Raw genomic sequence first — 13909 nt, 5'->3', positions numbered from 1 at the left:
TCACGAAACCGATATTCCGGGCCGGGTCTTAGTACCCGGCTTTTTTTTTGCCCTGATTTCCAGACGCCCCGTCCTGCGGCGGCGACCTCAAGGCGGAACGGCGCCCGGGCCCTCAGCCCTTCGCATCGACGATCCCGGCAGAGCATCCGCGCGGCGCCTCCTCGGCCGCCATGATCAGATCCTCGAGCCTCGTGTCCGGCTCGATCGTCCCGCGCAGATTGATCCGCAATTCGTTGATCAGGCGAAGCCCGTCCACCGTGTTGCAATCGAGGAGAACCCTCTCTCCCGCTCCCGGCCCGAACGCCTCGTCGAATGTCGCGCGGATCTCTGCCCCCGTCAGCGTCCTTCCGACATTGTCGCGGAACAGGGCGCCGACGGGCGAGGCGTTCAACTGCTCGATCAGGAGAAGGGAGTCGGCGAAGTAGTCCTGCACACCCGTTCCGTAGCAGGTTCCGTGCTTGATCCATTCGTGCCGATGAAGATCGGCCGCCATGCCGGGCATCGCTTCGGCCAGGGCTCGCCGTGTAGAGGCCTCGATGCGAGGCTCCGGCAGTTCGGCCCAGCGCCCCCGTTCGTCCGCCTCGACGAGCGCGCTCGCAACGCCGCAATAGGCAGCACTTCGCGGCTGGGGCCAGAGGCCGTGAAGCTTCAGGCCGTCGTCATATCCGCCGGTTCGGCAATCGCGGCTGCGCGGCCGCGCCTCGCAGAAGGCCGCATGCCAGCTTGCGGCAAGGACGAAGCGTTCCGGCGCGGAAGCATCCCTCGCCCGCGACGATGCGGGTGGGCTCGCGATGTCGGCATTGCCGGACTTCGGCCGAACCGCCCCGTCGCCCGATCCGCGAGAGAGGACGCCGCAGGTTCTGGAGACCCAGCGCTCGGGCGGCTCGGCGGCCTGGATTCTCAGTCGGTAATGGGTCGGATCGGACCCGTTGGCCTCGATCACTTCGTAGGAGCGGCCGATCTCCGTCGTCACGCCGTTCGGGTTCGTGCCCTTGCGGAAGGACTGGAACGCGGGACAGGTCTTGTCGGCAAGGAAGAGATCCTGCGCGAGAGCACTCGTTCCGGCAAGAAGGCCGAACGCCACCATCAGGCCCGCGATGCAGGAGAAAAGCGCGATCCTGCGACGGGTCGTCATAAAAAATCTCATCCTCGTTCGGTCTGGCCTCGTGCCGTGGGTCATCGAACCTCGAAGCCTCAACCTATCCGGCGGGCCGAGTGCGGACAATCACCCGGCTGCGTTGGACGCGAGGCGCTAAACGAACGGCGACGCCCGGAAGGGCGCCGCCGTCGTGAGGATATGCGGCTTGCGTGTTCGCGTCAGTCCAAGTTCGCGTCAGTTCTGGACCGACTGGACCGCCCCGCCATCGACGCGCACATTGCCGCCATTCATGTAGGAGGCCCGCTCGGAGACCACGAGCGCGATGACGGCCGCGACCTCGTCGGCCCGGCCACGGCGCTTCTGAACGATGCCCGGCCGCTCCTCGTCAAGGAAGGACTTGACCGCCTCGTCGAAAGAGACGCCGAGTTCCTCGGCCCGCTTCTCCATCATACCGTCGGTCATCGCCGTCTCCACGAAGGCCGGCGAGACCGTGTTGCAGAGGATGCCGTGGGCGGCTTCCTGATAGGACAGATTCTTGACGAAGGCCGCGAGAGCCGCCTTGGCGGTGTTGTAGGTCGCCTCTTCCCAATAGGGCTGCACGGCGTTCTCCGAGGTGATGCAGACGAAGCGGCCCCACTCGTTCTCGCGCATCTTCGGGAAGGTCGCCCGGGCGATCTTCACGGCGGAGAGGAAGTCGATCTCCCAGGCCTCCTTGTAGTCCTCGTCGGACATTTCGAGGGGATGACCCTTGGCGCCGGTGATGCCGGCCGTATGGATCACGATATCGATCTTGCCGAACTTTCCATAGGCTTCCTTGACCATCGCATCGATCTCGCTCTGATCGGTGCAGTCCGCCTTGATCCAGATCAGGTCCGTCGGCAGGCTGGAGGCTTCCTTTTCCAGCGTCTCGATGTCGAGATCGGAGAGGACGAGCTTGACGCCCTCGTCGGCGAGGATCTTCGCCGTCTCGAACCCCATCCCTCCCGTGGCGCCGGTGATGAGCGCGACGCGGTCTCGAATTTTCAGGTCCATCGTGGAAGCTTCCTTCTTTATGGTATGGCTTGGTCTGGCGTGACAACGGGGCATCGGGGCTTAGGTTGCGCTGCAGGATAAGCCGAACGGTGCGTCAAATATGCCGAGCTACGACTTCAAGAGCCCGAGGCTGTATGTGGGCGAGGACCTCGCCGCCGGCCGCGCGTTCGAGGCGAACCCCGTCCAGACGAACCATCTCCTCAACGTTCTGCGCCGCAACGAGGACGATCACGTACTCCTCTTCAACGGCCGGGACGGCGAGTGGCTCGCAAGCCTCAAAAAGCCATCCAAGAAGAAGCTTACATTCGTCCCGATCGAGGAGGTCAGGGCCCAGACACCGGCATCGGACCTGATCTACTGCTTCGCACCGCTCAAAGTCGGCCGGCTCGACTACATGGTCCAGAAGGCGGTGGAGATGGGTGCCGGGGTTCTCCAGCCGGTGCTCACCGATTTCACGCAGTCCCATCGCATCAGGATCGACAAGATCGAGGCCAATGCCGTGGAAGCTGCGGAACAGTGTGGCATCCTGACCCTGCCGCAATGCCGCGAGCCGTTGAAGTTCGAAGAGTTCATAGCCGGCTGGAACACGGATATCCCGCTCGTCATGTGCGACGAGCGGATGGATGCCGAAAGCCCGATCGACGCCCTCGCCTCGCTTTCCAGGGGCCCGAAGGGGGTCCTCATCGGTCCTGAGGGCGGTTTTTCGCCGGCGGAACGCAAGCGGCTGGGCGAACATTCCTTCGTGCGATCGATCTCGCTCGGCCCCCGCATCCTCAGGGCCGACACGGCCGCCGTCGCCGCCCTCGCCCTCCTGCAGGCTGTCTGCGGCGACTGGCAACCTGTTGCCTGATCCAAAGCTCGTGTAAACGGCGCGTCGCCGGGGAGCGTCTTGCCGCCGCTGCGGGCATGCGTAATTTCGGGACGGAACGAATCGGGTCGAACCGACATCCGCCATCATCGGAGGGGACAATCATGGCCCGCGACACCAGCGACGCGACGCCGATCGGATCGATCGAGGATCTGGCCGCCTATCTGGCGAGCGGCGAGAAGCCGGAGGACCGGTTCCGCATCGGCACCGAGCACGAGAAGTTCGGCTATTATGTCGAGAATTTCGCGCCCGTCCCCTATGAGGGCGATCGCGGCATCGCCAAGCTCCTCGAAGGGCTGAAAGCCCTTTCGGGCTGGGAGCCGATCATCGACGACGGGCGCATCATCGGTCTCTTCAACGACGAGGAGGGCGGCGCGATCTCGCTGGAGCCGGGTGGACAGTTCGAGCTGTCCGGCGCGCCTCTCGAAACGATTCACGAGACCTGCCGCGAATCGAACCGGCATCTGGCCGAGGTGCGGTCGATCGCCAAGGAACTCGGCATCGGCTTTCTCGGCATCGGGTCCTCGCCCACCTGGACGATCGACGAGACGCCGATCATGCCCAAGTCGCGCTACGACATCATGCGCGCCTACATGCCGGAGGTCGGCACGCGCGGCCTCGACATGATGCTGCGCACGGCGACGATCCAGGTCAATCTCGACTTCCGCGACGAGGCGGACATGCGCCGCAAGATGCAGATCGGCATGAAGCTTCAGCCGGTCGCCTCCGCACTCTTCGCCAATTCCCCGTTCACCGAGGGCAAGCCGAATGGCCTCGTCTCCTGGCGGTCCGAGGTGTGGCACGATGTGGACAATGCCCGCTCCGGCCTTCTCCCCTTCGTCTTCGAGGACAGTTTCGGCTATCGCGACTACGTGGAGTGGGCCCTCGACGTGCCCATGTACTTCGTCTCGCGGGGCGGCCGCTACCACCGCGCGACCGACGTGACCTTCCGCCAGTTCCTCGACGGCGCGCTGAAGGGTCGGTTCGACGATCCCGAGCCCAATATGGGCGACTGGACCAATCATCTTTCGACGCTCTTCCCCGATGTGCGCCTGAAGCGGTTCATCGAGATGCGGGGGGCCGACGGCGGCCCGTGGCGGCGCATCTGCGCGCTTCCCGCGTTCTGGGTGGGGCTTCTCTATTCCCCCGAAGCCATGCGCAAGGTGGAGGATCTGACCCGCGACTTCACAATCGAGGAAGTCGGCGACATGCGCCAGCGGGTCCCGAAGGAAGGGTTCCGCACCCCGTTCCGGGACGGCACGGTCCTCGATCTCGCACGCGAGTGCCTGAAGATCTCGCGCGAAGGCCTGATCGCCCGCGACTTCAAGAACGAGGACGGCAACGACGAAAGCTTCTTCCTCGCACCGCTCGAAGAGGTGGTCGCGCGCGGCACCACCTCGGCGGAGGAACTGGTGCGTCTCTACGAGGAGCAGTGGGACCGGTCGATGGAGCAGGTGTTCAAGAACCTCGCCTTCTGAGGGTTATCCCGCGTTTCGATCGATGCGAGGCATTGCTCCTGCCTCGCGAAAACGTCCGGCGAAGGAGCTTTCAGCACGGCAGGGATCGAGCCTGCCGCTTCGAACATGTGTTATCGAAGGGAAAAGCTTTGCGGGCGCCCTATCTTGCGTGCGTCAGTTCTCTTGTGTCTCAATCACAGCCGGAGAGCGCGAGAGGGAGTGAGATGACGGATTTCTTCGACTGGTTGACGGCATCGGATTCGGGCCTTGCCGCAGACAGGCTCGCCAGCGCCTACAATCTCAGCCCGAGCGAGTTGCGCGATACGGCCCAGGCGCTCGCTCCGGCGTTCTCGCTCGCGATGATGCGCGCGATGTCCGATCCGACGACCGCGTCCGACCTGTCGCGCATGTTCGCCCCCTTCTTCGGATCGATGGACGCCACGTCCCGGCGAGCCGCCGAACGCTCGGACGTCGAGCGGCTCACCGATAATCTCTTCGGCTCGAAGGCGCTCGTCGATGCGGTCTCCCGCCAGGTGTCTTCGGTCACCGGCACGGCGCCGGACACGGTGAAGCCCCTGATGCGCAATCTCACGCTCATGGCCATGCAGACCATGATGCAGATGGTGGGAACGACCTTCATGCGCGGGATGGAAAACGGCCGGTTCGACGCCGCCGACATGCCGGCGAACATGGCCGACCTGATGCGGCGCAGCGCCAATGCGATCGAGGCGTTCTCGCGCTCCCCGGATGCGCCGGCATCGCGCAGGCAGAGACCCGCCGATATGAGCAACGTCTTCGCCGACGCGTTTCGCGGCCCCCTGCCCTGGCTGCCGCCCATGCCTTTCCTCTCCGCCAGCAACGCCATGAAGCCGAAGGAGGAGGAGCGCTCCAAGGCCGAGACCGGCGGCACGGACAATCTGCCGCCAATGCCGTTTCTGGCGATCTTCGAGGGTTTTTCGAAGGGTCTCATGAACGAGACCGAAGACAAACCGCACAGCGAGGCGCCGCCGCGCGAGTCCGAGACGACCGGCGGCGAGACGGCGCGGTCGGCCGAAGATGCGCTGGGGTTCAGCCGCATGATGGAAGCCGGCACGCAGATGCAGAGCGAGTACTGGAAGTCCATGACCGCTCTCTTCGATGCCAATCCGCGGCGCGAGGATCCATCTCCCAAGGAATAAGCAAGCCGGCAAGGTCCGACCCCGCTGCAATCCTCACCATATCCCGACGTTGAAGACTGTCCTCAAGGCCGCCGGCTCTTACCGCGGTCTCCCGAATTCCAAGGTCCACGCACGTGCTTCTCATCAATGCCCTGATCGTCTTCGGGCTCATCCTGCTCAACGGCTTCTTCGCCATGTCGGAGCTCGCCGTCGTCTCGGCCAAGCGCTCGCGCCTCGAACAGCGCGCCAAGCAGCGAAAGAGCGGCGCGAACACCGCGCTGAAGCTGTCCGAGAACCCGACCACCTTCCTGTCGACGGTCCAGATCGGGATCACGCTCGTCGGCATCTTCGCCGGCGCTTACGGTGGCTCCGTCTTCGCCGAGCCGCTTGCGGAGGTTCTTCGGACCGTTCCGGGCCTGGAAAGCATCGCCGGCAGTCTCGCCTTCACGCTCGTCGTCGTGGTCATCACCTATCTGTCGCTCATCGTCGGAGAGCTCGCCCCCAAACGCCTCGCCCTGACGCGGCCGGAGGCCATCGCCTCCTTCGTCGCGCCGACCATGTGGATGATCTCTAAGGTCGGCCGGCCGATCGTCTGGCTCCTGGAGGTTTCGACGCGCTTCATCACCGCGCCCTTCGTCAGCGACGACGACAAGGAGGGCGAGGTGACGGAAGAGGACGTCCGCTCGATGATCCGCGAGGGCACCCAGATCGGCGTCTTCAAGGAAAAGGAGCGGGAGATGCTGGAAGGCGTCATCCGCATCGCCGACCGCAATGTCCGCTCGATCATGGTGCCTCGTCCGGACGTCGACTGGCTGAGCATCCATGACGACGAGGACGAGAATTTCGCCGAGATCCTGAAAGCCGGGCATTCGCGGTTTCCGGTCCTCGACACCGAGGTCGACGAGATCGTCGGCATCGTCCACACCAAGGATCTTTTCGAAATCCAGCGGCGGGAAAACCGGCTCGATCTGCGCGCGGCCCTGCGCAAGCCGCTCTACGTCAACGAGGCGATGCCGATCCTGAAGCTCCTCGAGGCGTTCCGCAATTCCGATATCCACCTCGCCGTCGTGCTCGACGAGTACGGCGCCTTCGAAGGCATCGCGACACCGCAGGACATTCTGACGGCAATCGCCGGCTCGCTGCCGGAAGGCGTCGAGGAGAGCGCGAACGCCGTGCGTCGCCATGACGGCTCATGGCTGGTCGACGGCGCGATGCCGGTTGATGCATTCGCCTACAAGTCGAAGGTGATCGAGTTTCCGGAAGATCGCGACTACGAGACCATCGCGGGCTTCGTCCTCGAGAAGATCGGGCACATACCCGAGGTCGGAGAGGTCTTCACCTGGGAGGATTTCGAGGTCGAGGTCGTCGATCTCGACGGCCATCGCATCGACAAGCTGCTCTTCACCCACAAGAAGCCGGCCGATGCCCAGGAAGGCAGCGCAGACTAGACCGTCCGCTCCCCCGAAGACCGGCCCTCGCTCCGCTGGCGGAAGCCTCAGAAATCGAGGCTGACGCCGGCCCGCACCGAGTGTTCGTCGAAGCCCGACGAGACGCTGGTCTTGCCGAGCTCGTAGTCGGACGAGCCGAAGTCCGAATAGCGATATTCGACGCGCGCATTGACCCGGTCCGTAACCTTCGCCTCGACGCCGGCGCCCACCGTGTAGCCGACGCTCGTGCGCGTATCCGACGCGCCGTCGAGCGTGAGCTGCGTATCGGCGAGCGCAAGGCCGCCGGTTCCGTAGACGAGGAACGGGTCCATCGGCACGCCGACGCGGCCGCGAAGCGAGCCGAAGACGTTCGTTTCGCCCTGGATATCCGGGCGGCCGGTGACGCCGTTCGCGGCGGCATCGAAATCGCCGCCGCCGATATCGCCCTCGATTCCGTAGACGATCGGTCCGCCGTCGATATTGAAGCCGCCATAGACGCCGCCGACGACCCCCTCGCCCTCGACGGACGCGCCGCGCAGATCATCGAAGCGCGAGATGTTGTAGCCGACGAAGGCGCCCGCATAGGGCCCCGACCAGACGCGAACGGGAAGCGCGGTCTCGGGAAGGCGCGCCTCGGGGAAGACCGTGTCCCGTTCGGGAGCCGGAGCCTCCTGCGCTAGGGCCGGCACGGCCGCGAAGGGGCCGAGCACAGCCATCGCCAATATGGTCGTCAATCGCCAGTTCGTCTGTCGCACGGCTTGCCTCTCCGTTCGATCCGCGTGGCCGGAAGCTGTCCAGCGGACCGCATCTCAACGCACGAGATCGCCAATCGGGCATGGTCTCGGAGGTTTTTATGTGGTCGTGGTCGATGTTCTCCCCAAGCGTCGTGGATCGTAAGCCTAGCTTTCCCAGATTTTATTCCGAAGCCGTTGCCCTTCCGCAACAGTCTTGCGAAGCCGGAGCATCGTGGATCGGGGCCTGCGACCCCGGTCCCTTGCGCCGACTCTGAACAAACGGGCCGCAAGGCCCTATATGGTCGAAGGACCGTGAAGACCTTCACCCGCCCCACCCGCTCCCGATCGCGCCCGCGGCGCTTCTCTCGCCATTCCGGGCGCGGCCTCAGACCACGCCAGTTCGATCAGGACGACATGCCGGATACCGAATTCGATCCCTCAGACGAGAGCCTCGACCCGGAGGAGGAGGATCGCGAGACGGGCGGCGAGGACAACCGGCTCAGCGAGGAAGCCACCGCGCTTCTCTCGGCGATCGACTGGGCCGATGCGGGCAAGGCCGAGACCGCCGAACTCGAGGGAGCCGAACTCATCGCCGCCCTCGTCAAGCGCCTGCCGAACCAGCCGGGCGTCTACCGCATGTTCGGCGCCGATGGGGAGGTCCTCTATGTGGGCAAGGCGCGCTCGCTGAAGAAGCGCGTCTCCAACTATGCCCGGCTCGGCGGGCACACCCAGCGCATCGCCCGCATGATCCGCCTGACGCGGCAGATGGAGTTCGTCACCACCCGAACCGAGACGGAGGCGCTACTTCTCGAAGCCAATCTCATCAAGCGGCTGCGCCCGCGCTTCAACGTTCTCCTGCGCGACGACAAGTCGTTTCCCTACATCCTCGTCACCGAGGACCATCAGGCCCCCGCCATCGTGAAGCATCGCGGCGCGCGCAACCGAAAGGGCTCGTTCTTCGGCCCCTTCGCGTCCGCCGGTGCCGTCGACCGTACGATCAACTCGCTCCAGCGGGCCTTTCTCCTGCGCACCTGCACCGATTCCGTGTTCGAAAGCCGGTCGCGGCCCTGCCTCCTCCACCAGATCAAGCGTTGCGCCGGTCCCTGCACCAACGAGATCCCGGAAGAGGACTACCGGGACCTCGTGAAACAGGCGAAAGGCTTTCTCTCCGGCCGCTCCGGCCAGGTGAAGGAGGCGATGGCGAAGGAGATGAGCCGCGCCTCCGACGATCTCGACTTCGAGCGCGCCGCGCTCTACCGCGACCGGATCGCCGCCCTGTCCCACGTCTCCAGCCATCAGGGGATCAACCCCCAGGGCGTCGAGGAGGCGGATGTCTTCGCCATCCATCAGGAAGGCGGGCTGACCTGTGTGCAGGTCTTCTTCTTCCGCACCGGCCAGAACTGGGGCAACCGCGCTTATTTTCCGAAGGCCGATCCCTCGCTCGAGCCCGAAAGCCTGCTCGGCGCCTTCATCGCCCAGTTCTACGACGACAAGCCGGCGCCGCGCCTCATCCTCACCCCGGTCGACCTCGACGACGAGGCCCTGCTTGCCGAGGCGCTCAGCCTCAAGGCCGAGAGAAAGGTGCGTATCGAGACGCCGTCGCGCGGCGTGAAGCGCGATCTGGTCGACCATGCGCGCTCCAACGCGAAGGAAGCGCTCGGACGAAAGCTCGCGGAGACTTCCTCCCAAGCTCGCCTTCTCCAGGGGCTGAAGGAGACCTTCGATCTCGACCGGGTTCCCCGCCGCATCGAGGTCTACGACAACTCCCACATCATGGGCACGAATGCCGTCGGCGGAATGATCGTCGCCGGCCCGGAAGGCTTCGTGAAAAGCCAGTATCGCAAGTTCAACATCAAGAGCACGGAGATCACGCCGGGCGACGATTTCGGCATGATGAAGGAAGTGATCTCGCGCCGGTTTTCCCGCCTCCTGAAGGACCATGCGGACGAAGCGCCGGGCGCCAGGGGCCCGGCCGAAAATGCGCCCGAGGGTGATGAGGCCGAGGAAGCCGCCGATGCGCCGTTTCCCGCCTGGCCCGATCTCGTCTTCATCGACGGCGGCAAGGGCCAGATCTCGGCCGTGCGCTCGATTCTCGACGAACTCGGCATCGCCGACAAGGTGCTGACCATCGGCGTCGCCAAGGGAGTCGACCGGGATGCGGGGCGCGAGCGCTTCATCCAGGGGACGCGCGACTTCACCCTGCCGCCGCGCGATCCGGTTCTCTATTTCGTCCAGCGCCTGCGCGACGAGGCCCACCGCTTCGCCATCGGCACGCACCGCGCCAAGCGCAAGAAGGAACTGGTCAAGAATCCGCTCGACGAGATCGCGGGCATCGGCCCCTCCCGCAAGCGCGCGCTGCTCCAGCATTTCGGAACCGCCAAGGCGGTCTCACGCGCGGGCCTGCCGGATCTGCGCGCCGTCGAAGGCATTTCGGAGACGATCGCGAAACTCGTCTACGATCATTTCCATGACAACGGCTAGAACTGCCGATGGCGGGATTCGGGCCGGTGCCCGCAGGCCGGCTCGGTTCTTCACCTAAACATTCGGAAATGGTTGACCCGATGCCTTTGAAGAGCTTTGTGGGTGCCTAACTCAGAACGGGTCGAACCCTGTTTTTCTCCAACGAGTCGAATGCCCTCTTCATGTCTCGGACCACATACAGCGTTCCCAATCTTCTCACCTATGCCCGCATCGCCTGCGTGCCGCTGGTGGTCGTCTGCTTCTTCCTGGAAGGTTCGCTGAAGAGTCCGGACTATGCACGCTGGTCGGCCCTGACGATCTTCGTCCTTGCTTCCATCACCGATTATTTCGACGGCTATCTCGCGCGGGCCTGGCAGCAGCAGTCGACGATCGGACGCATGCTGGACCCGATCGCCGACAAGCTCCTCGTCGCGGCCGTTCTTCTGCTGCTTGCGGCGGAGGGGACGATCGCGGGTTGGACGCTCTGGGCGGCCATCGTGATCCTGTGCCGGGAGATCCTCGTTTCCGGACTTCGCGAATATCTCGCGGAATTGAAGGTATCGGTCCCCGTCACCCGCCTCGCCAAGTGGAAGACCACCTTTCAGATGGTCGCACTCGCCATCCTTCTTGCCGGTCCTGCCGGCGACAAGGTCATCCCGAACGTCACGGAAATCGGCATCGCCTTCCTCTGGATCGCGGCGCTCATCACGCTGATCACCGGCTACGACTACTTCCGCGCGGGCCTGCGCCATATCGAGGACTGACGGCCATTCCCGGCCGCGAGACGGGCGTGGACTTGTCAGCTCTCGCGGGTCTCCTTGTCGAAGACCATGTAATCGAGGGGAAGCTCTGTCGTGGACTTGATGCGCTCCATCGCGAAGGCCGAGGAGACGTCGCGGATCTCGATCTTTTCGATCAGCCGCTTGTAGAAGGCGTCGTAGGCCGCGATGTCCGGCACGACGACGCGCAGGAGATAGTCCACCTCACCGCTCATGCGGTAGAATTCGAGAACTTCCGGGAAGGTCGTGACGACCTCGGAGAAGCGCCTCAGCCATTCGGTCGAATGGGAGTTCGTGCGGATCGAGACGAAGACCGTGACGCGGGTGTTGACCTTGTCCGGATCGAGGATCGCGACCCGGCGCTTGATGACGCCTTCCTCTTCCAGCTTCTGGATCCGGCGCCAGCAGGGCGTCGTGGACAATCCCACCCGCTTGGCGACATCGGCGACGGCGAGCGTCGTATCGGCCTGGAGAAGCCTCAGGATTTTCTTGTCGAGCCGGTCCATTCACTCTCCGCCATCAGCCTGGATCATCGGTCTGCCGCCATGGGAAACCCATACAGAAACCCGCCGGAAGACGATAGATCGGCAGCCTTTCGCGATCCTTCGCGCTCCGGCCACCCGTCGGAGCCGATATCCGGACCCGATGACAGGGCCCGGGAGCCGAGCCCGCGCCCTATCGCACCCACCAGTCGCCGGTCTCGCTGATCGGACGGATCCCGTCGCCAGCAAGGCCCGCCGCGCGCTCCGATATGCGGATGCCCGCAAGGCTGAGATCCGGATCGATGTCGAGGAGCGGCACCAGCACGAAAGCCCGCTCCAAGGCTCTCGGATGGGGCAGCTGGAGCCGGTCCTCCTCGATCCTGCGGCCGTCATAGTCGATGAGATCGAGGTCGAGGGTTCTCGGCCCCCACCGCTCCCCGCGCTCGCGGCCGTGATCGCGCTCCGTCGAGAGGCAGAGATCGAGCAGCGCCAGGGGCGACAGCTCCGTCTCGACGACGGCGCAGGCATTGATGAAGTCGGGCTGATCCGTCTTGCCCCAGGGCGGGGTCGAGAACAGGCGGGAGACCGAGACGATCCGAAGATCGTCGCGATCGCAGAGCGTGTTCAGGGCATCGGCCATCGTTCGCGCCACGTCGCCAACATTGCCGCCGAGGGCGAGGATCGCGCGTAGAGCGGTCACCAGCGCTCGCCCCGCATCGCCCGGCGCATGGCATCGGCAATGAACAGCGCATCGCGATTGATGCCGACGTCGTGCACCCGGAAGATGTCGGCGCCGCGCTCGCGCAAGAGTGCCGAGGTCGCGGCGGTCGTGTGGTCAGGGTTCGGCAGGCGCCCCTCGGGATCGGTGCGCACGAACCGCTTGCGGCTGGTTCCGACGAGAACCGGGTAACCGAGCGCCAGCACCTCGTCGAAGCGCGCGAGAAGCACGAGATTTTCGGGGCCGTCCTTCTCGAAGCCGAAGCCCGGATCGAGCACGATCGCCTCGCGCGCGACCCCAGCCTCCTCGGCGATCTCGAGAGATCGGCGCAGGAAGTGAAACTGGTCCTCGATCACGTCCGGGAGTTTTTCGCGCTCGCGGCCGGTATGCATCAGGCAGAGACCCGATCCGGTCTCGGCGGCCACCTTGGCGATCTCGGGATCCTTCTGCGCGCCCCAGACATCGTTGACGATGTGCGCGCCGGCCTCAATGGCGAGCCGCGCGGTTTCTGCCCTGTAGGTATCGACCGAGATGATGCAGTCGGAGCGCTGCGACAGTTCCTCGATCACCGGCAGGATGCGCCGCTGCTCCTCGGCGGCATCGACGGGAACGGCACCGGGCCGCGTGGACTCGCCGCCGATATCGATGATCGTCGCCCCCTCCTCCACCATGCGCAGGCTCTCGGCGACCGCGGCCTCGACGCTGGCATAGCGGCCGCCATCCGAGAAGCTGTCGGGCGTCGCGTTGAGAATTCCCATGATGCAGGCGCGCTGGCCGAGATCGATGTGCCGGCCATGGCCGACTTGCCAGCGTCCACCCTTGGGCTCGATCACCTGCATGGTCGTAGAACCTCCCCGTCAGCGCGGTTTCCCTGCCTGCGCAGTTAGACCTTCGCGCAGGTCCCTGCAATCGAAGGCGGCGTCACCTTCTTGCTTAAGCATGAGGCAGGAACGCGCGCCGCGCGGCATTGTCCTTCACGGGAAAGCCACTTAGCATCCCGGCATTCCTGCTTTCGGAAGGCTTCTCGGCCCTATGGTTCAATTGATCGCCCGCCCCTTCCGCGTTCTTGCGGCGGCGCTCTGTCTCGCGTCCCTCGGGGCACCTGCCACGGCGGGCCGGATCTCCCAATCCACGGAATATTTCAAGGTGCGTGGGGACAGCCTGGCGGAGATCGATCGCAGTCTCAGTCAGTCGGGACCGATTCTGGGCGGTTCCGGCCAGCGCCATCCGGGCGCGACCTCCGTCCGGTTCGACGGTGAGGTCGGCTATCGCCGTGTGCCGCGCGGCTGCGAGGTCGCCGAGACCGATATCCATCTCGAATTGAAGACCACCCTTCCCCGATGGGTCCGCCGCAAGACGGCCGAGCCCCATGCCAGCATCGTCTGGCGCACGCTCGCCGACGACATCGCCCGGCACGAGAAACAGCACAGCGAGATCGCCATCAACTATCTGAAGCGCCTCGAAAGCGTTTTGCGCAACCTGCGCCCCGAGCCGACCTGCCGGCAGATGGAAGAAAAGGCCAATCGGGTGATGGAGCGATATCTCGCCTGGCACGAGCGCGCCCAGCGCGAATTCGACATCGTCGAGGGACGCGAGATCGATATGAGGCTGCGCAAGGCGCTTCTGCGCAATCTGCGCGAAGCCTCCGCCGAACCATCCCCCTGAGACACGGGGCCCCGGGCGTTCGGGCAACCCC

General features: G+C 64.9%; 13 protein-coding genes. 7 read left to right on the top strand and 6 right to left on the bottom strand.

From position 1 onward, the window contains the following. Positions 1-112 precede the first annotated feature (112 nt). Entirely contained in the window at positions 113-1135 is a 1023-nt protein-coding gene (locus tag DYI37_RS06090) for a ribonuclease T2 family protein (protein ID WP_158555096.1), read from the bottom strand. A gap of 198 nt (positions 1136-1333) precedes the next feature. Next, positions 1334-2131: an SDR family oxidoreductase gene (locus tag DYI37_RS06085; protein WP_116682285.1), complete on the bottom strand. Its 798-nt coding sequence runs from the start codon at positions 2129-2131 to the stop codon at positions 1334-1336. 100 nt (positions 2132-2231) lie between these two features. On the opposite strand from DYI37_RS06085, the gene DYI37_RS06080 reads away from it, so the two are divergent. The 4 genes from DYI37_RS06080 to DYI37_RS06065 all read left to right on the top strand — a co-directional run bounded on the left by DYI37_RS06080 (position 2232) and on the right by DYI37_RS06065 (position 7061). Then, on the top strand, positions 2232-2981 hold the full coding sequence (locus DYI37_RS06080; RefSeq protein ID WP_116682284.1) for a 16S rRNA (uracil(1498)-N(3))-methyltransferase: 750 nt from the start codon (positions 2232-2234) through the stop codon (positions 2979-2981). 122 nt (positions 2982-3103) lie between these two features. Further along, positions 3104-4477, top strand: a complete 1374-nt coding sequence (locus tag DYI37_RS06075; RefSeq protein ID WP_116682283.1) for a glutamate--cysteine ligase — start codon at positions 3104-3106, stop codon at positions 4475-4477. 203 nt (positions 4478-4680) lie between these two features. Next, positions 4681-5634 carry a hypothetical protein gene (locus tag DYI37_RS06070; protein WP_116682282.1) on the top strand — a complete coding sequence of 318 codons (954 nt, stop codon included), beginning with the start codon at positions 4681-4683 and terminating at the stop codon, positions 5632-5634. A gap of 113 nt (positions 5635-5747) precedes the next feature. Beyond that, a complete protein-coding gene (locus DYI37_RS06065) occupies positions 5748-7061 on the top strand; it encodes a hemolysin family protein (protein ID WP_116682281.1) in 1314 nt (437 codons plus the stop codon). 47 nt (positions 7062-7108) lie between these two features. Here DYI37_RS06065 and DYI37_RS06060 read toward each other — a convergent pair whose 3' ends face one another. Next, positions 7109-7774 carry an outer membrane protein gene (locus DYI37_RS06060; RefSeq protein ID WP_245413791.1) on the bottom strand — a complete coding sequence of 222 codons (666 nt, stop codon included), beginning with the start codon at positions 7772-7774 and terminating at the stop codon, positions 7109-7111. A gap of 414 nt (positions 7775-8188) precedes the next feature. Between DYI37_RS06060 and uvrC the strand changes: the two genes are divergently transcribed. Beyond that, a complete protein-coding gene (uvrC, locus tag DYI37_RS06055; protein ID WP_116682435.1) occupies positions 8189-10255 on the top strand; it encodes an excinuclease ABC subunit UvrC in 2067 nt (688 codons plus the stop codon). Between the two features lie 161 nt (positions 10256-10416). Next, on the top strand, positions 10417-10998 hold the full coding sequence (gene pgsA, locus DYI37_RS06050) for a CDP-diacylglycerol--glycerol-3-phosphate 3-phosphatidyltransferase (protein WP_116682279.1): 582 nt from the start codon (positions 10417-10419) through the stop codon (positions 10996-10998). Between the two features lie 35 nt (positions 10999-11033). Here pgsA and DYI37_RS06045 read toward each other — a convergent pair whose 3' ends face one another. The 3 genes from DYI37_RS06045 to folP form a co-directional block, all read right to left on the bottom strand. Then, the gene (locus DYI37_RS06045; RefSeq protein WP_116682278.1) at positions 11034-11519 is read right to left on the bottom strand and encodes an Lrp/AsnC family transcriptional regulator; all 486 of its coding nucleotides are present in this window, start codon (positions 11517-11519) and stop codon (positions 11034-11036) included. Between the two features lie 169 nt (positions 11520-11688). Beyond that, a complete protein-coding gene (folK, locus tag DYI37_RS06040) occupies positions 11689-12195 on the bottom strand; it encodes a 2-amino-4-hydroxy-6-hydroxymethyldihydropteridine diphosphokinase (RefSeq protein WP_245413790.1) in 507 nt (168 codons plus the stop codon). Beyond that, the gene (folP, locus tag DYI37_RS06035) at positions 12192-13052 is read right to left on the bottom strand and encodes a dihydropteroate synthase (protein WP_116682277.1); all 861 of its coding nucleotides are present in this window, start codon (positions 13050-13052) and stop codon (positions 12192-12194) included. Before folP ends, folK begins: the two co-directional genes overlap by 4 nt. Positions 13053-13245: 193 nt before the next feature. Here folP and DYI37_RS06030 point away from each other — a divergent pair, with 193 nt between their 5' ends. After that, complete coding sequence (locus DYI37_RS06030; RefSeq protein WP_116682276.1) at positions 13246-13878, top strand: DUF922 domain-containing Zn-dependent protease; 633 nt, start codon at positions 13246-13248, stop codon at positions 13876-13878. Positions 13879-13909: the final 31 nt, after the last annotated feature.

The organism is Fulvimarina endophytica, from assembly GCF_003403015.1.
Classification (GTDB): domain Bacteria; phylum Pseudomonadota; class Alphaproteobacteria; order Rhizobiales; family Rhizobiaceae; genus Fulvimarina; species Fulvimarina endophytica.
This window is presented reverse-complemented; position numbering and strand designations above follow the sequence as displayed.

Bases quoted from the DNA above. Each gene is read 5' to 3' on its own strand.
- DYI37_RS06085 (WP_116682285.1), bottom strand. From the start codon at position 2,131: ATGGACCTGAAAATTCGAGACCGCGTCGCGCTCATCACCGGCGCCACG.
- DYI37_RS06030 (WP_116682276.1), top strand. From the start codon at position 13,246: ATGGTTCAATTGATCGCCCGCCCCTTCCGCGTTCTTGCGGCGGCGCTC.
- DYI37_RS06070 (WP_116682282.1), top strand. From the start codon at position 4,681: ATGACGGATTTCTTCGACTGGTTGACGGCATCGGATTCGGGCCTTGCC.
- DYI37_RS06045 (WP_116682278.1), bottom strand. From the start codon at position 11,519: ATGGACCGGCTCGACAAGAAAATCCTGAGGCTTCTCCAGGCCGATACG.
- folP (WP_116682277.1), bottom strand. From the start codon at position 13,052: ATGCAGGTGATCGAGCCCAAGGGTGGACGCTGGCAAGTCGGCCATGGC.
- uvrC (WP_116682435.1), top strand. From the start codon at position 8,189: ATGCCGGATACCGAATTCGATCCCTCAGACGAGAGCCTCGACCCGGAG.
- DYI37_RS06090 (WP_158555096.1), bottom strand. From the start codon at position 1,135: ATGACGACCCGTCGCAGGATCGCGCTTTTCTCCTGCATCGCGGGCCTG.
- DYI37_RS06080 (WP_116682284.1), top strand. From the start codon at position 2,232: ATGCCGAGCTACGACTTCAAGAGCCCGAGGCTGTATGTGGGCGAGGAC.
- DYI37_RS06075 (WP_116682283.1), top strand. From the start codon at position 3,104: ATGGCCCGCGACACCAGCGACGCGACGCCGATCGGATCGATCGAGGAT.
- pgsA (WP_116682279.1), top strand. From the start codon at position 10,417: ATGTCTCGGACCACATACAGCGTTCCCAATCTTCTCACCTATGCCCGC.